Genomic DNA, 19,604 nt, shown 5'->3' on the forward strand with positions numbered 1-19,604 from the left:
ATTAAATGCTTGACGCACGAATATGGCCCGTGAATACTTTGGTGTGCCCCGACCTCCCTCCCAAAGGACTGATCGATGATGAACCTGTCCCGCCGCACATTGCTCACCACCGGCAGCGCCGCCACCCTCGCCTACGCCTTGGGCATGGCAGGCTCCGCCCAGGCCGCCACCGCCGTCACCGCCGTCACCGCCCGCCCGGGCGTCCCCGTCACGGCCGCGCCGCCCTTGCGCCTGGCCAGCCGGAACAGCGTGTTCACCCGCAGCGGTGCCGGCCCCCGGTACTGGAACATCTACGGCTACTCGTTCCCGCACAACGCCCCCATTCCGGAAAACGAGTGGAAGGCCAACATCGACTGGCTGGCCGGAAACTTCGCCGATTTCGGTTACGACATCGCCTGCACCGACGGCTGGATCGAAGGCTCCAGCCGCACCACCGGCAACGGCTACATCACCAGCTACAACGATTCCTGGCAGCACGACTGGGCTTACTGGGCAAACTACCTGGCCGCGCGGAAGATGAAGCTGGGTGTCTACTACAACCCCCTCTGGGTGCACCGGGCCGCCGTCGAAGACGCTTCCAAGACCGTCCTGGGCCGGCCCGACGTCAAGATCGCGGACCTGGTGGTGCCCGGGGACTTCTTCGCCCGGGACATCGGCGGAACCCAGCTGTACTGGCTGGACGTGACCAAGTCCGGCGCCAAGGAATACGTCCAGGGCTACGTGCGCTACTTCAAGGACCTCGGCGTTCCCTACCTGCGGATCGACTTCCTCTCCTGGTACGAGGACGGAAGGGACGCGAACATCGGGCAGGTCAACGCCCCGCACGGCCGGGCCAACTACGAACTCGCCCTCTCCTGGATCAACGAGGCCGCCGGCGAGGACATGGAAGTTTCGCTCGTGATGCCGCACATGTTCCAGGACGGCTCCGCGGAACTGGCCAACGGCGACCTGGTGCGGATCAATGCCGACGCCGACAAGGGCGGCTGGGACCGGCTGAGCGGGATGCGCCAGAACTGGCAGGACGCCTGGCCCAACTGGGCCAACCCGTTCTGCGGGTTCACCGGCTGGTCCCACCGCAACGGCAGGGGCCAGCTGATCCTGGACGGCGACTTCATGCGCGCCAGCACCTTTGCCAGCGACGAGGAACGCAAGACCATGATGAACCTGATGGTCGCGGCCGGATCACCCCTGGCCATCGCTGACACCTACCAGCAAATCGGCAACAACGCCTGGGTGTACACCAACAAGGAAGTCCTCCAGCTCAATGCCGATGGCCTGGTGGGCAAGCCCCTCTACCGGTCCGCCACCCCGTTCTCCAAGGACCCGGGCTCCCGTGACACCGAACGCTGGGCCGGGCAGCTTCCGGACGGTTCGTGGGGCGTTGCGCTCTTCAACCGCAGCGACACTGAAACGGTCACCAAGACCATCGACTTCGCAAAGGACCTCGGCCTGGCAACCGGCGGCAACGTCCGGGACCTCTGGGAGCACAGGAACCTGGGCATGGACTCCCGCGCCACGGCCGCGCTGGCCCCGCACGCCTCGGCCATCTTCCGCGTCACTCCGCCGAAGATGCACGGCACCACCCGGTACCCCGCGGCCTTCGCAGCCTGGGGAGGCGGGGCCGGCTTCAACAACAACCACCCGGGGTATGACGGCAACGGCTTCGTGGACGGACTCCAGGCGGGCTCCGGCAGCGCGGACCCGCTGGTCACGTTCGCGGTCCAGGTGCCGCACCGCGGCAGCTACGCCATCCGCTACCGGTATGCCAATGCCACCGGCGATACCAGCACCATGACGGTCACCGCCGAAAAGGCGGACCGTTCCACCGTGGACGGTCCGGTCCACGTCAGCTTCCCTGGCCTGGCCACCTGGGACACCTGGGGCGTGGCGGACGGCACCATCACGCTCGATGCCGGCCTGAACCTGGTCACCATCGGCAGGGGCGCCACGGACAAGGGAGCCATCAACCTGAACTGGATAGAGTTGGACATGTGAGCACACCGACGCAGGCCTTCGGGGTTCCCGCCCTCAGGGATCCGCACCGGGCCGGGCTGTTTTCCCTGGTGCTGCGGCACGCGCCGATCTCGCGGGTGGAGCTTGCCCGGCAGGCATCCCTGGACCCGTCCACCATCGCCCGGACACTCCGGCCGCTGGTTGACCAGGGATACGTGGTGGAGGCGCCCACCACGCCCAACGGACGCGGCCGGCCTGAGCGCCTGATCGAAGTCGTGGCCACAAAGCACACCGCGGTGGGCATCAAGATCGGTCCCAAGGTCATTTCCGGCGTCGTCACGGACCTGGGCGCAAACGTGCTGGCCCGCGGCGAGGAAGTGGGTGTTCCGCTGGCGCCTGCGGACACCTTCCGGGCCGTCGCCGCCTTGGTGGACCGGCTGCTCGACTCGGTGCCCGGCGCGCGGGAAAAGGCCTTGGGCGTGGGGGTGGCGGTCAGCGGACACGTGGATCCCGACGCCGGGACATGCCGCTTTTCCCCAATCCTTGGCTGGCGGGGGGTGGACGTGGCAACACCCCTGGCGGAACAGATTGCGCTGCCCGTCACCGTCCACAACGACGTCAACGCCCTGGCCGTCGCCGAGCACCTGTTCGGCGACGGCAGGAACGCCCGCAACTTCGCGGTGGTGACCTTGGGCCCCGGCATCGGACTGGGCCTCGTGTTCGACGGAAAGGTGTACGGCGGGGCCCAGGGAGCCGCCGGGGAACTGGGCCACATCCCGCTGGTTCCGGACGGCCCGCTGTGCAGCTGCGGCCGGCGGGGCTGCCTGGAAGCGCTCGCCGGCGACGCAGCGATCGCCGCCGCCGCCGGTACCGCGGATGTGGGCACGGCGATGCGGCTGGCCCGGGACGGCCAGGGCAGGCGGGCAGCCGCCGCCCGGGCAGCCTTTGATGACGCAGGCGGCTGGATCGGGCGCGGCCTGGCGGTGGTGTGCAACCTTGCCGCCCCCGAACTGGTGGTCATCACCGGCGAAGGTTCCGCCGCCTACGACCTGCTGGCCGACCGGTCGGCGGCGTCCCTTCGGGAGTATTCGCTCGAGGGCGGCGACTTCCTGCCCCGGCTCAAGGTGGCGCCCGCCGACGCCGATCTCTGGGGCAAGGGCGCCGCCTGCCTGGCCATCCAGCGGTCCCTGCGCTGAACCACCCCGGTATTCCACGCCGGCGTGCGCCGGCACCATTGCGGCGCGCGGGTCTTCCTACAGAATCGAGCAAAGATTGCCTTCACTGAACGTGCGGGCCGCCCTCCGGCAGCCTCCGCGGGACCGCAGCCTGGCGGAACACTGGATCCGGGCCGTCCTGCTCCTCAACCTGGCGCTGCCCTGCCCTGAGGACGCGGGTCCCGTTGACCCGGACCATGCGGGTCCCGTGGACCCGGACGTTCGTCTCGGTGCCAACGGCGGCCGGCGGGACTTCCTGCGCGCGGCCTCTGCCTGGCGGACCGAACTGGAGTCCTTCAACTACGTCCACTGGGAGGACTCCCGGGACGACGCCCTGCTGCATTTCAGCCGGCCGTACGGGTGGCACTGCGTCGCCAACTTCGGCCGCTCGCCCGTGCCGGTGCCCGAGGAGATCGTGGTGATCAGCAGCGGCGCCCTCCAGGACGGGTACCTGCCGCCGGCCACGACCGTGTGGCTGCTCCGCTGGGTGGAATAGCCTGTACCTGCGGGCGGCCGGCAGCCCGGGGAGTTGGTCCGGGTGGCCGGAGGGGATAAGACTGTGAACATGGCACGGGGAACGCTTCGCATCTTCCTGGGCGCGGCAACGGGAGCCGGCACAACATACTCCATGCTGCGCGAGGCGCACCGCCTTGCGGCGTGCGGCCGGGACGTGGCCGTCGGCATCGCCGCGGACCACGGCAGGACCGAGACGGCGCACCTCCTCGACGGGCTCGACCTCGTTGCCCCGCGCCCGGTGCCCGGCGCCGGCGGAGCGGCGGCCGCCGAGTTGGACGTGCCGGCACTGCTGGCCCGGCACCCGGAGGTGGCCGTCGTCGACGACTATGCCCACGTCAACGCCCCGGGAAGCCGGAACGGGCGCCGCTGGCAGGACATCGAGGAACTTCTGGCGGCCGGGACGGACGTGCTGACCACCCTTACCGTCCAGCACGTCGCGTCGCTGCGGGACGCCGTCGCGGCCATCACGGACCAGCCGGGCGGTGAAACCGTGCCGGACGCCGTGGTGCGGCGGGCAGAGCACATCGAGTTGGTGGACATTCCGCCCGAGCTGCTGCGCCAGCGCGTCGCCGACGGAAAGGTGTTCGCCAAGGACGCCATAGATGCGGCCCTGGCCAACGAATTCCGCCTGGGCAACCTGATCGCATTGCGCGAAATCGCCCTGATCTGGCTCGCCGACCGCGTGGACGAAGGATTGGCGACCTACCGGAAAAGCCAGGGCATCACCGCCACCTGGCCCGCACGCGAACGGGTGGTGGTTGGCCTGGACGGCGGCCCGGACGGAGAACTGCTCATCCGGCGGGCATCCCGGATCCTGTCCAGGGTCCACGGCGGCGACCTGCTGGCCGTCCACGTGCGGCGGGGAGACGGCGGCACCGCCGAATCCGGCCACGCACTGGACGCCCAGCAGCGCCTGGTCACGGATCTCGGCGGGACCTGGCACACAGTCTCGGGGGAGGACGCGGCCCAATCGCTCCTGGAATTCGCCCGCAGCGTCAACGCCACGCAGATCGTCATCGGCGCCTCGACCGGAGGGCTGTGGAGCCGGCTGCTCGGTTCCGGAGCCGGGGCCAAGGTGGTGCAGGACTCCGGCGACATCGACGTGCACATCGTGTCCCGGCCGCACGGCGGCGCCGGCCTGCCCAGGCCCGCCACCGCAGCACTGGGCCGTACGCGCACCACTGTCGGGTTCATCCTCGCCGTCGTCCTTCCGATCATCCTGACCACCGCCCTGGCCGCCAGCCCGGACCTTAACCTCGCCACCCACGCGCTGGTGCACCTGACCGGGGTCATGGCGGTGGCCTTCATTGGCGGGCTGTGGCCGGCGGTGCTCGCGGCGGTCCTGGACTCGCTGCTGCTGAACTTCTTCGAGACAGACCCGGTGGGAACGTTCAACATCAAGGACCCGCAAAACGTGTTCGCGCTGGCGGTGTTCCTGGCGGCGGCGGTGGCAGTCTCCCTGGTGGTTGGCCTGTCCGCCCGGCGGGCCCGGGAAGCCGCCCGGGCCCGCGCCGAGGCAGCCACCCTGGCGGACCTGGCCCGCGACGCGTTGCTCGCCGATGACACCGTGGCCGCGTTCATGGACAAGGTCCGGGAAACCTTCCAGGTCCGCTCGGCAGGCCTGTTCACCGTGGCCGGTGACGGCAGCGGAGCGTGGGAACTCCAGGCCTTCTCGGGTGCCCCGCCGCCGCCGGCTCCGGACGCCGCGGCCTTGACGGACAGCGTGGAACTGGCCGACGACCGGACGGCGCTGGTCCTCTCCGGGCGGACCCTGACCGCCGGGGACCGCCTCCTCCTCGCAGCCCACGGCGCCCACCTCCTGCTGCTGCGCCAGCGCCAGGCCCTGCAGCGAAGGTTGCAAAGCACCACCAAACTTGCGGAGGGCAACAGCGTCCGCACGTCCATCCTGCGGGCCGTCAGCCACGACCTGCGCACCCCGCTGGCCGGGATCAAGCTCGCCGTCACCGCCCTGCGCCGCCAAAACCGCAGGCTGCCGGAAGAGGTGCAGGCCGAGATGCTCGCCACGATCGAGTCCTACACCGAGCGCCTGGACGCCCTGATCTCGAACCTCCTGGACATGTCCCGCATCTCCAGCGGCTCGGCGGCCCCGCTGACAGCGCCGGTCTCCTGGCGCGACGCGATCGAGGACGCGCTGCGCGGGCTCCCGGCAGGCCGGATCCGGGTTGACCTCGCACCCTCCATGCCCGCCGTGGACGCCGACCTGGGCATGCTGGAACGGGTCATCGCCAACATCGTGGAGAACGCGCTCAAATACGCGCCGGAGTCGGACGTGGTGATCGTGGGCGTTTCGGCCGGGACGCTAAGGACGGACGACGACGGCGGGTTCGGCGAGTTGCGCATCGTCGATCACGGGCAGGGTGTGCCCGCTGCCGCGGCCGCCGCGATGTTCCAGCCGTTCCAGCGGCTTGATGATGCCCCGGAAGGGCTCGGCATCGGGCTTGGCCTGGCCGTCGCCAAGGGCTTTACGGAGGCCATGGGCGGCCGGCTGGTGGCCGAACCGACCCCCGGCGGCGGACTGACCATGATCATCAGGCTGCCGCTCTCCGCGGGGGCCGCCGCCCCGGACCGCCGCCGCCCGGCCGGGAGCACGCCATGAGGACCATCCTGATCGTCGATGACGAACCCCAGCTCCTGCGCGCCCTCCAGGTGAACCTTGAAGCTGAAGGCTACCGGGTGCTGACGGCGCTGGACGGTACGTCCGCCCTGCACCACGCGGAGGGCGGCCATCCGGATGTGATGGTCCTGGATCTCGGGCTGCCGGACATCAACGGCGTGGACGTCATCACCAGGGTGCGCCGGACCAGCAGCATGCCCATCATCGTGTTGTCCGCCCGGCACGGCTCCGTGGACAAGGTCCGGGCCCTGGACGCCGGCGCCGACGACTATGTGACCAAGCCGTTCGGCCTGGACGAACTCCTGGCGCGGCTGCGCGTGGCGGGGCGCCGGAGCGGAACCCCCGAAACGGTGGACAGCGGCCCGGCCATCGACGTGGGCGATTTCGAAGTGGACCTGGCCAACCGGAAAGTCACCCGCGCGGGAGACCCGGTCCGGCTCACGCCCCGCGAATGGGCCATCCTGGAACTGCTGGCCCGGAACCCCGGCCGGCTGATCACGCAGCAGCAGATGCTCCGGAAGGTCTGGGGCCCCGGCTACGAGAACGAAACCCACTACCTGCGCGTCTACATGGGCCAGCTGCGCCGCAAGCTCGAGGCCGACCCCGCCCGGCCCCGGCACCTGCTCACCGAGGCCGGCATGGGCTACCGCTTCGAACCGTGACCCGCCCCGCCAAGGGCCCCGACGGCGTCGTACATCACGCGTAAAGGAATCATTAAGAAAACCCCCTTTCCCACGCCAGCCAATTTTGCCGGTGCTAGCTTCGCAGTGATCGCGGTGCACAGGGCAGCGCGGAAAGGTAGTCATGACCACGTTAAGCAGGCCCCCGGCGGATCCTTCCGCGCTCCACCCGCATGGCAGGAAGGCGCTCAAGGACTGGCTGCTGTTTGGCCTGCAGGACAGCAAGGGCACCCACCCGGGCCCCGGCGGCGTTCCGACGCAGCACGAACGGAAGCACACGTGGTGGCAGGTCATGTGCCTGACCGGCGTGGACTACTTCTCCACCCTGGGGTACCAGCCGGCCATCGCGGCGCTGGCTGCCGGGGTCATCTCCCCGCTGGCCACCCTGGTACTGGTGGCGGTGACCCTGCTGGGCGCGCTGCCGGTCTACCGCAGGGTTGCCGGTGAGAGCCCGCGCGGTGAAGGCTCCATCGCCATGCTTGAGCGGCTGCTGCCACGCTGGGGCGGCAAGCTCCTGGTGCTGGTCCTGCTCGGGTTCGCCGCCACCGACTTCATGATCACCATGACCCTCTCGGCAGCCGACGCCACCGCGCACCTGATCGGCAACCCGGTTGCCCCCGGCTGGCTGCAAAACCAGAACGTCCCGGTCACGCTCTTCCTGCTCGCGCTGCTGGCGGCGGTATTCCTGCGGGGATTCAAGGAGGCGATCGGCGTCGCCGTCGTCCTGGTGGTCCTCTACCTGGGCCTGAACGCCGTGGTTGTGGTGGCCACCCTGATGCAGGTGATTGCCCATCCTGCAGCCATGGGGGACTGGTGGACCAACCTGTGGGTTTCCCACGGCAATCCCCTGATGGCGGTGGCCATCGCGCTGCTGGTGTTCCCCAAGCTGGCGCTGGGCCTGTCCGGCTTTGAGACGGGCGTTGCGGTGATGCCGCAGGTCCGGGGCGCGGCGGACGATACCGAAGAGAACCCGGCGGGCCGCATCCGCGGTGCCCGGCGCATGCTCACCACCGCCGCGGCGATCATGAGCGTGTTCCTGCTGACCACCAGCTTCATTACCGTGGTCCTGATCCCGGAGCAGGAATTCCAGCCCGGCGGCCAGGCGAACGGGCGCGCCCTGGCGTTCCTTGCGCACGAATACCTGGGCGTCGGATTCGGCAGCGTCTACGACATCAGCACCATCGGCATCCTCTGGTTCGCCGGCGCCTCGGCCATGGCCGGCCTGCTGAACTTGGTTCCCCGCTACCTGCCGCGCTACGGCATGGCCCCCGGATGGGCCAAGGCGGTGCGCCCCCTGGTGCTCGTCTTCACCCTGATCGGCTTCGTGATCACGTTCATCTTCAACGCCGACGTGGACGCCCAGGGCGGCGCCTACGCCACCGGCGTCCTGGTGCTGATGACCTCCGCCGCCGTGGCCGTGACGTTGTCGGCGCGCCGCCGAGGGCAGCGGAACCTTACGTTCGGCTTCGGCGCCATCTCGGTGGTGTTCGCGTACACCACGGTGGCCAACATCTTCGAACGTCCCGAAGGCATCCGGATCGCGGCCATCTTCATCCTGGGCATCATCGTGATCTCCCTGCTGTCCAGGGTCCGGCGTTCCTTCGAACTCCACGCAACCCGGGTGCACCTGGACCAGCAGGCCCTGGAGTTCATGTCCAGCACCCTGGACGGGCCCATCGCCATCATTGCCCATGAGCCACTCCGGCTGTCAGCGGAGGCGTACCGGGACAAGCTGGAATCTGCCATCGAGGTCAGCCACCTGCCGCTGGCGGGGGACGCCCTGTTCCTCGAAGTCATTGTGGACGACTCCTCCGACTTCGAAACGGAGCTCCACGTCCGCGGCGTGAACCGCCACGGCTACCACGTCCTGGAAGTCCACGGGCCGGTGGTTCCCAACACCATCGCCTCCGTGCTCCTGCACATCAGGGACGTGACCGGGCTGATGCCGCACATCTACTTCCGCTGGACCGAGGGAAACCCCATCACCAACCTGGTGCGGTTCCTGTTCCTGGGCGAGGGCGAGATCGCGCCGGTGACCCGTGAGGTCCTGCGCGAGGCCGTTCCGGATGTCACCCAGCGCCCATGGGTCCACGTGGGCTGACCGGAGGGTCCGCCGGCGTCCCGTCCTTGCGCTTCGGCGCGGGACCGGGGCGCTCCGGTGCAGCGGGCCCCGGTGCCGCCACGTGCGCCACCGTGGCCGCCACCCGGGCGGCGTCCGCCAGCGTCAGCGGGACGTGCGCGCGGAAGGCGGCCTCGGCGTCGTCCTCCCACACGCCCGCTGCCAGCACCACCACGTGCACCATGTCGCCGTAGGAATCGTTGCAGGCCAGGATGTCGCCGGGAACTTTGTGGGCGTGCATGCCCGACGGCGGCCACGGCTGGAAGATGACCCACCATTCCTCGCCGTCCTGGTCGGGGAAAAGGTAGCCGCTGGCCGGCTGCAGGGCACGCCCGTTCAAGGCCCGGCCGCCGTAGCCCTCCACGGCCTCGGCCGCGGCGGCGAACTTGACCCTGCCGCGGTCCTCCGGCGCCTCATCCCACCGCATCTGCGCTCCCTGCCTCCCATGCCGCCTATGCCTCCATCAAAGGGCTGCACAGGCGCAGGCGGGATGGCGGGGGCCAATTATTGACGGATTATTTACGCCCCGCCCGGGCCGCCTCCCGGCCAGGGGGACCGGGCCGGTAAACCATAATGGGACCCATGGACAGCCCCGTGACCATCCGCCCCATGCGCCCCGATGACTGGGACGCCGTGCACGCGATCTACGCCGCCGGCATCGCCACGGGGGAAGCGACCTTCGAGAGCGAACCGCCCACCTGGGAAGCGTTCGACGCCGGCCGGTTGCCTGAGCACCGGCTCATCGCCGAGGACGCGGGCCGGGTCCTGGGCTGGGCCGCCGTGTCCCGGGTTTCCTCCCGGGAGGTGTACCGGGGCCTCGTGGAGCATTCCATCTACGTGGCGCCGCGGACGCAGGGCCGGGGCGTCGGCCGGCTCCTGCTCGGAGCCCTGATCGATTCCACCGAGGCCGCGGGCATCTGGACCATCCAGTCCAGCATCTTCCCGGAAAACACCGCCAGCCTGGTCCTGCACCAGCGTCTCGGGTTCCGCGTGGTGGGGACCCGGGAGCGGATAGCCCGGATCAGCACCGGGCCCAAAGCCGGGCACTGGCAGGACACGCTGCTCCTGGAACGCCGCAGCACCGTGGCCGGGACGGAATAGCTCCTGGTTTGCCAGAGTCCAAGGACCCTGTTTGGGCGTGCGGCCCAGGCCTAGCGTCAATGGACACGCTTACCCGAGGACAGTACGGAGTACATCATGCAGTTTCCCTCGGCCTACCGCCGCAGTGCCGCGGCTTTCGCCGCCGCCACAACGCTCATCCTCTCAGGGGCAGCCACGCCGGCCTTCGCCGCGCAGAGCCCCGTCAACTACGTCAACCTCGGGGACTCCTTCTCGGCCGGCTGGGGGTCGCTGGCGCCAACTGCCGCCGTGAATCCGGCGTTCGGCAGCCCGGCCTGCCTGCACGGCGGTCCTGACGACGTGGCGCTGTTCGACCAGCTGCAATCGGTGGCCCTCACCGGCGACTACGCGTGTGCGGGCGCGACTGTCGGAGCAACAACTTCAGGTATTCCCACTATTGCCCAGCAGGCGGCGAAGGCATCCCTTGATGGTGCGCTCAACAGCACCACAGGACTCGTTACGCTTACCGCCGGCGGCAACGACGTCAACTTCGGCCAGATCATCGGAGCGTGTGCTGCAGACGCATCGCCACAGGCCACCGGGTGCCAGGCGGCCGCAGCCTATGGAGTCCAGCTTGCAAACGGGGTCGACGTCGCCGGGACGGTCGGTACAATCCGCGGCTACGCGCCAAATGCCAAGATCGCCTGGCTCGGCTACCCCCGGCTCTTTGCGACGGCCGGGGAATCCACCACAGTCATCGCCGGCGGCGGCGTCATGACCGCAGCGGCCGCCGCCGTGTTCGACAAGGGCACGGACCAGCTCAACGCCGTCCTCGCGGCGAAGGCACGGAACGCCGGCGCCCAGTTCGTGGACGTCGCCCCCAAATTCAACGGCCACGAAATTGGTTCCTCCGCCTCCTGGTTCAACCTGGGCCAGTACACGCAGTTCAACTTCCACCCCACCGCCGACGGATATTCCCAGGGCTACTACCCGGCCATGGTCAGCGCGATCAAGCCCGCCCAGCTCGTGAAGGGCTGACCCGTACCCTGGGCGGGGACACATTGGAACGCCGCAGCACCGTGGCCGGGACCGGATAGCTCCTACCGCGAGGGCAGGGTCAGGATCTCGGCGCCGTCGTCCGTGATGGCGATGGTGTGCTCCGTGTGGGCCGTCCGGCAGCCGGTGGCGCTGCGGAGGGTCCAGCCGTCGTCGTCCGTGACCAGTTCCGCCGTGTCGGCCATGATCCATGGCTCCAGCGCCAGCAACAGTCCCGGCCGCAGCTTGAAGCCGCGGCCGGGCCGGCCCATGTTGGGCACGTGCGGGTCCTGGTGCATGGTGGAGCCGATGCCGTGGCCGCCGAACTGGGTGTTGATGGGGTACCCGGCGTCGGTGAGGACGCGGCCGATCGCGTAGGAGATGTCGCCGATCTTGGCGCTCGGTCCCGCGGCGGCGATGCCGGCGGCAAGCGCCTTCTCGGTGGCCTCGATCATCGCCACGCTCTCCGCCGGCCGCGATTCGCCCACGACGAAGCTGATGGCGGCGTCCGCTGCCACCCCGTCCTTGACGACGGCGAGGTCAAGGGTCAGCAGGTCGCCGTCGGCCAGGGCGTAGTCGTGGGGCAGTCCGTGCAGCACGGCGTCGTTGACCCCGGTGCAGATGTAGTGCCCGAACGGGCCGCGCCCGAAGGACGGCGCGTAGTCCACGTAGCAGGACTCGGCCCCGGCCGTGGCGATCATCTCCTTGGTCCACTGGTCGATGTCCAGCAGGTTGGTGCCCACCGTGGCGCGGCTCTTCATGGCCTGCAGGATGTCAGCCACCAGGGTGCCGGTGACGCGTGCGCGGGCCACTTCGGCGGGGCTGAGGATCTCAATCATGGGGACGCCCTTCATCTGCGGCCGGGTAGCTGTAGGGGCCATCCTATTTGTCCAGCCGCCGCGGGCTGCAAGAGGACGGCCCGGACCTGCGGGATTATTGCGGCGATTGCCAAAGACATTGATGGATGTAAATATTTACGTATGTCTATGTCTTTGGAGCTGACTCCGGTCCAGGCCGCAGCCTGCTGCGCCCCGCTGGCGCGCCAGCCGTTGTCCGAGTCGGACGCCGAAGGGATCGCGCCGCTGCTGAAGGCATTGGCGGATCCCGTCCGGCTCCGGCTGATGTCCATGGTGGCCTCGCACCAGGGCGGCGAGGCCTGCGTCTGCGACCTCAACGATGCCTTCGACCTCTCCCAACCCACCATCAGCCACCACCTGAAGATCCTGCACGAGGCAGGCCTGCTGGACCGGGAAAAGCGCGGAGTCTGGGTCTACTACCGGGCCCGCACCGAGGCCCTGCAGAACCTGGCCGCCCTGATCGGCGGGCAGGCCGCGTGACCGTCCTGGTCCGCCGGGCGGCGGCGGAATTCATCGGAACGGCGTTCCTGGCCATGGCCGTGGTCGGCTCGGGCGTGATGGCCTCCAGGCTGTCACCGGACGACGTCGGCCTGCAGCTTTTGCAGAACAGCCTCGCCACGGGTGCCGCGCTGGTGGCGCTGATCGTGGCACTGCAGCCCGTGTCGGCGTCGTTCAATCCCGTGGTGACCCTGCTGGAACGGGCGCTGGGGATGGTGGACACCCCCACCGCGGCAGGCCTGGTCGCCGGCCAGGTGCTCGGCGGCCTGGCCGGCACGGTGGCCGCAAACCTCATGTTCGGGCTGGACGCCGTCACCTGGTCCACGCACCAGCGCAGCGGCGCCCCGCTCTGGCTGGGGGAGGTCATCGCCACGGTGGGCCTGCTGCTGGTCATCTTCGGAACGGTCCGGTCCGGCCGGGCAGACCGGGTAGCGTTCGCCGTGGGCGGGTACATCACCGCCGCCTACTGGTTCACCAGCTCCACCAGTTTCGCCAACCCAGCGGTGACCATCGCCCGCACGGTCACGGACACCTTTGCCGGCATCGCACCGTCGTCGGCCCCTGCCTTCATCCTGGCGCAGATCCTCGGCGGCGCCGCCGGATTCGTCCTGGTCCGCTTCCTCTACCCCTCCCTCACCGCCGCTTCCACCGCTCCGGCGGCCGACCGAAAGGTGCTCTCATGAGCCACAAACCCTCCGTCCTGTTCGTCTGCGTCCACAACGCCGGCCGCTCCCAGATGGCCGCCGCGTACCTGACAACCCTCTCCCAGGGCGCCATCGAGGTCCGCTCCGCTGGGTCCCAGCCTGCGGAGAAGGTCAATCCGGCCGCCGTCCAGGCCATGGCCGAGGTGGGCATCGATATGTCAGCCGAAATCCCCAAAGTCCTCACCACGGAAGCGGTGCAGGACTCGGACGTGGTGATCACCATGGGCTGCGGCGACGAATGCCCCTACTTCCCGGGCAAGCGCTACGAAGACTGGGTCCTGGAGGATCCGGCGGGCAAGGGCGTGGACTCGGTCCGGCCCATCCGCGACGAGATCAAGACCCGCGTGGAGGCCCTGATCGCTTCCCTGACCCCGGCGCAGGGCTGACCGGTGGGCACCCCGGCATCCGTTGAATCGCTGCCCGTGGCCGTGATCGGCGCCGGGCCCGTGGGCCTCGCCGCGGCCGCCCACCTGCTCGAACGCGGGCTGGACCCCCTTGTCCTGGAAGCCGGCCCCACCGTGGGGTCGGCCATCCGGAAATGGGGCCACATCCGGTTGTTCTCCACCTGGAAATACAACCTGGACCCGGCCTCGGTGCGGCTGCTCGAACGCAGCGGCTGGGAAGCGCCCCGGCCCACCGCGCTGCCCTACGGCTCCCAGATCGTCTCCGACTACCTGGAACCCCTGGCCGCCACACCGGAATTGAAGGGGCGGATCAGGACCGGCGCCCGCGTTCTGGCCGTGACCCGGCAGGGCATGGACAAGGGCCGCAGCCAGGGCCGGGACAAGGCGCCGTTCCTGCTGCGGATTGAGCACGACGGCGGAGAGGTCACCGAGCTTCTGGCTCGCGCCGTCATCGACGCGTCCGGGACCTGGACCACGCCCGCGCCGCTGGGATCCTCCGGGTTGACGGCCCTGGGCGAGCCGGAGGCCCGTGCCGCCGGGCTGGTCACCGCGCCGCTGCCCGACGTGACCGCCGGCGGGTTCGCCGGGCGCCGCACCCTGGTGGTCGGTGCCGGACATTCCGCCGCGAACATGGTGCTTGACCTCGCCCGCGTGGCCCGCGCCAACCCCGGAACCGAGGTCCTGTGGGCCATCCGCGGAGCCTCTCCGGCCGGCGCCTACGGCGGCGGAAACGCCGACGAACTGCCTGCCCGCGGCCAGCTGGGCACCCGGCTACGCACCGCCGTCGACACCGGAGCCGTCCAGCTCCTTACGGACTTCCACACGGCATCCCTCGAAACCCGCGGCGATATGGTTACCGTGCACGCCGCGGACGGCCGGAGCGTGACCGTGGACCGGGTGATTCCCGCCACCGGGTTCCGCCCTGACCTGTCCATCCTGTCGGAACTCCGGCTGGACCTGGACCCGGCGGTGGAGGCACCCAAGGCTTTGGGCCCGCTGATCGATCCGGACTTCCACAGCTGCGGCACGGTCCCCGCCCACGGCGCCAGGATCCTCGCCCAGCCGGAAAAGGACTTCTACCTTGCCGGCATGAAATCGTACGGCCGGGCGCCCACGTTCCTCATGGCCACCGGCTATGAGCAGGTCCGGTCCCTCGCGGCAGCGCTGGCAGGGGATACCGCGGCTGCGGACGCCGTGGAACTCGAGCTTCCCGGAAACCGGGGTTTGCTCCACCAGCCTCCCGGCCGACGCTGCCGCCGGGGACGCGTGCTGTGGCGGCCCGGTGCCGGTGACGATCGGCTTCGCCACCGGCGTCGAGCACGGCCGCAGCGGCGACTCCGCGCGCGTATAAACGGGCCCGGCTTGCCACGAGGCGACGCGGCCGTTCACTGGTGACCCGCACCCTCAACCCCAACTGGCTCGCAGTTGTTGTCGTTTTGACGCTCCAAAACGACAACAACTGCGAGCTGGTTGGCTCAGCCGGTGATGTCGGTGCTGGTGCTCAGCTCCTGCCACTGGTCCAGTTCGGCCCGCTGGGCGTCCGCCACCATGCCGAACGCACCGAAGGCGTCCGTGCCCAGGACCAGCAGGCCCGGCGGGGTGGGGGATTCGACGACGGCGATGATCGCCCGGGCGGCCTTGTCCGGATCGCCGGGCTGGTTGCCGTGGCTCGTGTCGCTTTCCTTGCGGCGCTTGCCGGCGGTCTCGGCGTAGTCGCCAATCGGCGTCGCCGATTGGGTCAGCGAGCGGCCCGCGAAATCGGTGCGGAAGCCGCCGGGTTCGATCGCGGTGACGTTGATGCCCAGCGGTTTCAGTTCGTTGCGGAGCGACCCGGACATGCCTTCCAGCGCAGCCTTGGTGGCAGCGTAATAGCCGGAGCCGGCCGGGGTGATCCGGGCGCCGATGGAGGAGACGTTCAGGATGGACCCGCCCTTGTTGGCGCGCATGCCCGGCAGCACCGCCTTGATCATGTCCACCGCACCGAAGAAGTTGGTGTCGAACAGTTGGCGGATATCGGCGTCGTCGGCTTCCTCCACAGCGGCGCGGTAGCCGTAGCCGGCGTTGTTGACCAGCACGTCGATGCTGCCGAACTTTTCCTCCGCCGCCTTGACCGCCGCGCTGATCTGCGCCTTGTCCGTGACGTCCAGGGGAAGTGCCAGCGCGGTGTCCGGGAAGCCTGCGGTGATGTCCTGCACGGATTCGACGTTGCGGGCGGTGACGACGGCGTTGTGCCCGGATGCGAGCACGGCTTCCGCGAGTGCCCGGCCAAGTCCGGTGGAGCAGCCTGTGATGAGCCACGTTGCCATGGGTTGTCCTTTCATGGGGTGTGGAGAGTAAGGCGGGGCCCGGCAGCTAAGCCGCGTGTCGCCGTCGTGCCTGTGCGGTGAGTTCGTGGGCGCCGTAGCTGTTGTCGTCGGCGTTGACGGTGACGCCGGGGGCCACCAGCTGGTCGATGCGGTCCAGCACGTCCGGCGCCAGCTTCGCGTCGGCGGCCGGGAGGTAGGACTCAAGCTGTTCCATGGTGCGCGGACCTACGATCGCGGAGGTGACGCCGGGGTGGTTGATGACGAAGGCGATGGCCAGCTCGATGAGCGTGACGCCTGCCCATTCGGCCACCTGCGCCAGCTCTTCGACGATGTCCAGCTTGCGCTGGTTGGCCGGCTGGGACATGTCGAACCGGGCGCTGGGGCGGGCAGTGGAGGTGGGTGAAGACGCGGAGTCCTTCCGCCACCGCCCGGAGAGCCAGCCGCCGGCGAGCGGGCTGTAGGTGAGGGTGCCCATCCCGTGCCGCTGCACGGTGGGGAGGACGTCCTCCTCGATGCCGCGGGTCAGGATGGAGTAGGGCGGCTGCTCGGTGACGAACCGTTCAAGGTTGCGTTCCCGGGAGGCCCACTGCGCCTCCACGATCTGCGATCCGGAGTAGGAGGAGGAGCCGAGGTAGCGCACCTTGCCTTGGCGGACCAGGTCGGTGAGGGCGCCTAGGGTTTCCTCCACATCGGTGTCCGGGCTGGGCCGGTGCACCTGGTAGAGGTCGATGTGGTCCGTGTGCAGCCGGCGCAGCGAGTCCTCCACGGCGCGCATGATCCAGCGGCGGGAGCCGCCGCGCCGGTTGGGGTCCTTCTCGTCCATCGGCATGAAGAACTTGGTGGCCAGGAAGACGTCGTCGCGGCGGCCGGCCAGGGCTTTGCCCACGATTTCCTCTGACACGCCGCCCGAATAGACGTCTGCGGTGTCGACAAAGTTGATGCCGGCGTCAAGGGCGCGGTGGATGATGCGGGTGGCGTCGTCGGTGTCGTTGTTGCCCCAGGGGCCGAACATCATCGCGCCGAGGCACAGGGGGCTGACCTGCACGCCGGTGCGGCCAAGCGGGCGGTATTCCATCTGGTTCCTTATCTCTTTGCCGGGGACTCAGTTTTTTGGGACTCAGTTTTTTCGGACTCGGTTTTCTCCGGACTCAGGCCTCGGGAATGGCCATGGCGAACCGCTCGGGACGGGCCACGTCCGGGTCCGGGCCGCTGCGGACGCCGGTATCCAGAGCATCAATGGCAGCCAGGTCCGCGGCGGACAGCTCGAAGCCGAACACATCGAAGTTTTCGGCGATGCGGGCCGGGTTGGTGGACTTGGGGATCGCGGAGCGGCCCTGCTGGAGGTGCCAGCGCAGCATCACCTGGGCGGGGGTCTTGCCGTGGGCCTTTGCGACGGCGGCGATCGCCGGGTCCCGCATGACGTTCTTCCGGTTCTCGCCCCAGCCGGGGTAGAAGGTGATGCCGCCGATCGGCGACCACGCCTGGGTGAGGATGCCGTGCTCTGCGTCTGAGGCCTGGACGTTCCGCTGGGCGAAGTAGGGGTGCAGCTCGATCTGGTTGACGGCCGGGACCACGTCCGTTTCCTCCAGCAGTTGCTCCAGGTGGTGCGGCATGAAGTTGCTGACGCCGATGGCCCGCACCCGCCCTTCCGCCAGCAGGGTTTCCAGCGCCTTGTACGCGGCGACCGTCTTCTCGAACCGGTCCGGCGCAGGCTGGTGCAGGATGAGCAGGTCCAGCTGCTCCACGCCCAGCTTTCCCACCGCTTTGTCCCACGCGTGCAGGGACTCGTCGTAGCCGTAGTCGCTGACCCAGACCTTGGTTTCGATGAACAAGTCGCCACGGTCCAGGCCGGAGCGGCGGATGCCGTCGCCCACTTCGCGCTCGTTGCCGTAGGCGGCGGCTGTGTCGATGTGCCGGTAGCCTACGTCGAGCGCTGTCTGGACGGCCGCCGTCGTCTCTTCCGGGGGACTTTGGAAGACGCCGAGGCCGAGCGCGGGCATCGTGACGCCGTTGTTGAGTGTGAGTTCCATAACCATTCCTTCACGGTATTTGGGTGTGCCTGTTTATGGGAGGGGCAGCCAGTACCCCTTTTCGGATGGATGCCCGGATGGGTGGCTACCGGGCGGGCTCCAGCGGGGAGGTGCGGGCCGCCGTCGGCCGGTTGTTGGTGCGGCGGGCCGCCAGGTCTGCCGGGAGGATGAAAACCGCGGCGGTGCCCAGGGCCAGGAGCAGGAGGACGCTGCCGGCGGTGAGGGCGGCGCTGACCTGCGCCGCCAGGTGGGCGGTGGCAGGGCCGTGCGGGACGGTGGCGGCGGCGGCGACCGCGACGGCGAGCCCCAGGCAGGTGCCGATCTGGTGGAAGGTGTTCAGCAGGCCGGAGGCGGCCCCGGCATCGGCGGCAGGGGCTCCAACGATGCCGAACGAGGTCAGCGGCGCGAACGCTAGGCCCTGGCCGGCGCCGATCAGGACCATGGGCAGGGCCACGCCGGAAAGGTAGGAGGACCCCGTGCCGGCGAGGCTGAGCCAGAACATCCCCGCCAGCGTCAGCAGGATTCCGGCCAGGAGCAGGACGGAGCCGGGCAGCCGCCGTGCGAGCCGGGGATTGGCCATGGCCACGGCGAAGTTGACGGCGGTCATGGGCAGGAACCCGATGCCGGCCTGGAGCGGGTCGAAGCCCAGCACTTCCTGCATGAACTGGGTGGTGAAGAAGAAGAACCCGATCATCGCGCCGAGGTACAGGAACCGGGCCACGTAGGCGCCGGTACGGCGGCGGCTGGCGAAGAGCCGCAGCGGCATGATGGGCTGGGCGGCCCTGCGTTCGATTCGTACAAACGCGACGAGGAGAACGACGCCGGCGCTGACTGTCCAGAGGGTCAGCGGCGAGTCCCAGCCGGCTTCCGCCGCGTTGATGATGCCGAACACCAGGGCACCGGCGCCCAGCGTGGCGGTGAGGGCTCCGGCGACGTCGAACCGTCCGGTGGCGTGGCCGGTTTCGGGCAGGAACTTCGGGGCGAGGAGGATCATGGCGGCGCCGAGGGGGACGTTGACGAAGAACCCGGCCCGCCAGGAGATCCAGTGCGCCAGGGCGCCGCCGATGACCAGGCCCAGGCTGGCGCCGATCCCTGCCGTTGCACCGTAGAGTGCCACGGCGCGGGTCCGTTCGCGGCCTTCGGGGAAGCTGGCCGTCAGCAACGACAGGGATGCGGGGGCGACGACGGCGGCGCCGATGCCTTGGACGGCCCGGCCGGCGATGGCCCACCCCGCGGAGGGGGCCAGGCCGATCAGCAGGGACGCGATGGAGAACACCGCCAACCCAACGACGAAGACCCGTCGCCGACCGAGCAGGTCGCCGGCCCGGGCGCCCAGCAGCAACAACCCGCCGAAGACCAGGACATAGGCGTCCTGGATCCAGGAGAGCTGGCCCGTTGTGAGGTGCAGGTCCGCCTCCAGGCTGGGCAAGGCGGTGAAGATGACGGAGTTGTCCAGCAGGATCATGAAGTAGCTGGCAAGGATGATCGCCAGGATGGCTGCCGGGCGGGCGGTCGCTGCCGGGCGGGCTGTGGGTGCGGGTTTCATGCCTTCCATGCAACAGTGATGTTTATGTCCGGGGGAGTCACGGCTCTT

General features: G+C 69.4%; 17 protein-coding genes and 1 pseudogene. 12 read left to right on the top strand and 6 right to left on the bottom strand.

The features are described from left to right. Positions 1 to 75 precede the first annotated feature (75 nt). From ACX5I6_RS09405 to ACX5I6_RS09430, 6 genes are all read left to right on the top strand, one after another. The gene (locus tag ACX5I6_RS09405; protein WP_461840285.1) at positions 76 to 1,995 is read left to right on the top strand and encodes a hypothetical protein; all 1,920 of its coding nucleotides are present in this window, start codon (positions 76 to 78) and stop codon (positions 1,993 to 1,995) included. Beyond that, positions 1,992 to 3,149, top strand: a complete 1,158-nt coding sequence (locus ACX5I6_RS09410) for an ROK family protein (protein WP_461840286.1) — start codon at positions 1,992 to 1,994, stop codon at positions 3,147 to 3,149. Before ACX5I6_RS09405 ends, ACX5I6_RS09410 begins: the two co-directional genes overlap by 4 nt. A gap of 76 nt (positions 3,150 to 3,225) precedes the next feature. Continuing rightward, the gene (locus ACX5I6_RS09415; RefSeq protein WP_461840287.1) at positions 3,226 to 3,663 is read left to right on the top strand and encodes a hypothetical protein; all 438 of its coding nucleotides are present in this window, start codon (positions 3,226 to 3,228) and stop codon (positions 3,661 to 3,663) included. 69 nt (positions 3,664 to 3,732) lie between these two features. Continuing rightward, positions 3,733 to 6,300 carry a DUF4118 domain-containing protein gene (locus tag ACX5I6_RS09420; protein WP_461840288.1) on the top strand — a complete coding sequence of 856 codons (2,568 nt, stop codon included), beginning with the start codon at positions 3,733 to 3,735 and terminating at the stop codon, positions 6,298 to 6,300. Next, positions 6,297 to 6,980 (top strand): response regulator, encoded by a 684-nt coding sequence (locus ACX5I6_RS09425; RefSeq protein ID WP_018761665.1) that lies wholly within the window; start codon positions 6,297 to 6,299, stop codon positions 6,978 to 6,980. Before ACX5I6_RS09420 ends, ACX5I6_RS09425 begins: the two co-directional genes overlap by 4 nt. Positions 6,981 to 7,122: 142 nt before the next feature. Continuing rightward, positions 7,123 to 9,099 carry an APC family permease gene (locus tag ACX5I6_RS09430; protein ID WP_461840289.1) on the top strand — a complete coding sequence of 659 codons (1,977 nt, stop codon included), beginning with the start codon at positions 7,123 to 7,125 and terminating at the stop codon, positions 9,097 to 9,099. On the opposite strand, the gene ACX5I6_RS09435 is transcribed toward ACX5I6_RS09430, so the two are convergent. After that, the gene (locus ACX5I6_RS09435; RefSeq protein WP_461840290.1) at positions 9,068 to 9,544 is read right to left on the bottom strand and encodes a hypothetical protein; all 477 of its coding nucleotides are present in this window, start codon (positions 9,542 to 9,544) and stop codon (positions 9,068 to 9,070) included. The two genes, ACX5I6_RS09430 and ACX5I6_RS09435, sit on opposite strands and share 32 nt — an antisense overlap. 155 nt (positions 9,545 to 9,699) lie before the next feature. Between ACX5I6_RS09435 and ACX5I6_RS09440 the strand changes: the two genes are divergently transcribed. Beyond that, a complete protein-coding gene (locus ACX5I6_RS09440; RefSeq protein WP_461840291.1) occupies positions 9,700 to 10,218 on the top strand; it encodes a GNAT family N-acetyltransferase in 519 nt (172 codons plus the stop codon). A gap of 96 nt (positions 10,219 to 10,314) precedes the next feature. Then, a complete protein-coding gene (locus ACX5I6_RS09445; protein ID WP_461840292.1) occupies positions 10,315 to 11,214 on the top strand; it encodes an SGNH/GDSL hydrolase family protein in 900 nt (299 codons plus the stop codon). Positions 11,215 to 11,276: 62 nt separating this feature from the next. Here ACX5I6_RS09445 and map read toward each other — a convergent pair whose 3' ends face one another. Then, positions 11,277 to 12,050 (bottom strand): type I methionyl aminopeptidase, encoded by a 774-nt coding sequence (gene map / locus ACX5I6_RS09450; protein ID WP_461840293.1) that lies wholly within the window; start codon positions 12,048 to 12,050, stop codon positions 11,277 to 11,279. Positions 12,051 to 12,197: 147 nt separating this feature from the next. Here map and ACX5I6_RS09455 point away from each other — a divergent pair, with 147 nt between their 5' ends. The 4 genes and pseudogenes from ACX5I6_RS09455 to ACX5I6_RS09470 all read left to right on the top strand — a co-directional run bounded on the left by ACX5I6_RS09455 (position 12,198) and on the right by ACX5I6_RS09470 (position 15,025). Then, positions 12,198 to 12,548 (top strand): metalloregulator ArsR/SmtB family transcription factor, encoded by a 351-nt coding sequence (locus ACX5I6_RS09455; RefSeq protein ID WP_461840294.1) that lies wholly within the window; start codon positions 12,198 to 12,200, stop codon positions 12,546 to 12,548. Beyond that, entirely contained in the window at positions 12,545 to 13,249 is a 705-nt protein-coding gene (locus ACX5I6_RS09460; protein ID WP_461840295.1) for an aquaporin, read from the top strand. Before ACX5I6_RS09455 ends, ACX5I6_RS09460 begins: the two co-directional genes overlap by 4 nt. Beyond that, positions 13,246 to 13,656 (top strand): arsenate reductase ArsC, encoded by a 411-nt coding sequence (locus ACX5I6_RS09465; protein ID WP_018761657.1) that lies wholly within the window; start codon positions 13,246 to 13,248, stop codon positions 13,654 to 13,656. The genes ACX5I6_RS09460 and ACX5I6_RS09465 overlap by 4 nt, the downstream gene beginning before the upstream one ends. A gap of 3 nt (positions 13,657 to 13,659) precedes the next feature. Then, positions 13,660 to 15,025: pseudogene (locus ACX5I6_RS09470) on the top strand (FAD-dependent oxidoreductase). Between the two features lie 124 nt (positions 15,026 to 15,149). Here the strand turns inward: ACX5I6_RS09470 and ACX5I6_RS09475 are convergent. From ACX5I6_RS09475 to ACX5I6_RS09490, 4 genes are all read right to left on the bottom strand, one after another. Then, positions 15,150 to 15,980: an oxidoreductase gene (locus ACX5I6_RS09475; protein ID WP_461840296.1), complete on the bottom strand. Its 831-nt coding sequence runs from the start codon at positions 15,978 to 15,980 to the stop codon at positions 15,150 to 15,152. A gap of 46 nt (positions 15,981 to 16,026) precedes the next feature. After that, positions 16,027 to 17,055: an aldo/keto reductase gene (locus ACX5I6_RS09480; protein ID WP_461840297.1), complete on the bottom strand. Its 1,029-nt coding sequence runs from the start codon at positions 17,053 to 17,055 to the stop codon at positions 16,027 to 16,029. 73 nt (positions 17,056 to 17,128) lie between these two features. Then, positions 17,129 to 18,010, bottom strand: coding sequence for an aldo/keto reductase (locus tag ACX5I6_RS09485; protein WP_461840298.1), 882 nt, complete (start codon positions 18,008 to 18,010; stop codon positions 17,129 to 17,131). An 85-nt stretch (positions 18,011 to 18,095) separates the two neighbouring features. Then, entirely contained in the window at positions 18,096 to 19,556 is a 1,461-nt protein-coding gene (locus ACX5I6_RS09490; protein ID WP_461840299.1) for an MFS transporter, read from the bottom strand. Positions 19,557 to 19,604 lie beyond the last annotated feature (48 nt).

Source organism: Arthrobacter sp. MMS24-T111 (assembly GCF_054888995.1).

Excerpts from the sequence above, each read along its gene's own strand:
- ACX5I6_RS09405 (WP_461840285.1), top strand. The coding sequence starts at position 76 with ATGATGAACCTGTCCCGCCGCACATTGCTCACCACCGGCAGCGCCGCC.
- ACX5I6_RS09420 (WP_461840288.1), top strand. The coding sequence starts at position 3,733 with ATGGCACGGGGAACGCTTCGCATCTTCCTGGGCGCGGCAACGGGAGCC.
- ACX5I6_RS09425 (WP_018761665.1), top strand. The coding sequence starts at position 6,297 with ATGAGGACCATCCTGATCGTCGATGACGAACCCCAGCTCCTGCGCGCC.
- ACX5I6_RS09430 (WP_461840289.1), top strand. The coding sequence starts at position 7,123 with ATGACCACGTTAAGCAGGCCCCCGGCGGATCCTTCCGCGCTCCACCCG.
- ACX5I6_RS09435 (WP_461840290.1), bottom strand. The coding sequence starts at position 9,544 with ATGCGGTGGGATGAGGCGCCGGAGGACCGCGGCAGGGTCAAGTTCGCC.
- ACX5I6_RS09440 (WP_461840291.1), top strand. The coding sequence starts at position 9,700 with ATGGACAGCCCCGTGACCATCCGCCCCATGCGCCCCGATGACTGGGAC.
- ACX5I6_RS09445 (WP_461840292.1), top strand. The coding sequence starts at position 10,315 with ATGCAGTTTCCCTCGGCCTACCGCCGCAGTGCCGCGGCTTTCGCCGCC.
- map (WP_461840293.1), bottom strand. The coding sequence starts at position 12,050 with ATGATTGAGATCCTCAGCCCCGCCGAAGTGGCCCGCGCACGCGTCACC.
- ACX5I6_RS09455 (WP_461840294.1), top strand. The coding sequence starts at position 12,198 with ATGTCTTTGGAGCTGACTCCGGTCCAGGCCGCAGCCTGCTGCGCCCCG.
- ACX5I6_RS09465 (WP_018761657.1), top strand. The coding sequence starts at position 13,246 with ATGAGCCACAAACCCTCCGTCCTGTTCGTCTGCGTCCACAACGCCGGC.
- ACX5I6_RS09475 (WP_461840296.1), bottom strand. The coding sequence starts at position 15,980 with ATGGCAACGTGGCTCATCACAGGCTGCTCCACCGGACTTGGCCGGGCA.
- ACX5I6_RS09480 (WP_461840297.1), bottom strand. The coding sequence starts at position 17,055 with ATGGAATACCGCCCGCTTGGCCGCACCGGCGTGCAGGTCAGCCCCCTG.
- ACX5I6_RS09485 (WP_461840298.1), bottom strand. The coding sequence starts at position 18,010 with ATGGAACTCACACTCAACAACGGCGTCACGATGCCCGCGCTCGGCCTC.
- ACX5I6_RS09490 (WP_461840299.1), bottom strand. The coding sequence starts at position 19,556 with ATGAAACCCGCACCCACAGCCCGCCCGGCAGCGACCGCCCGCCCGGCA.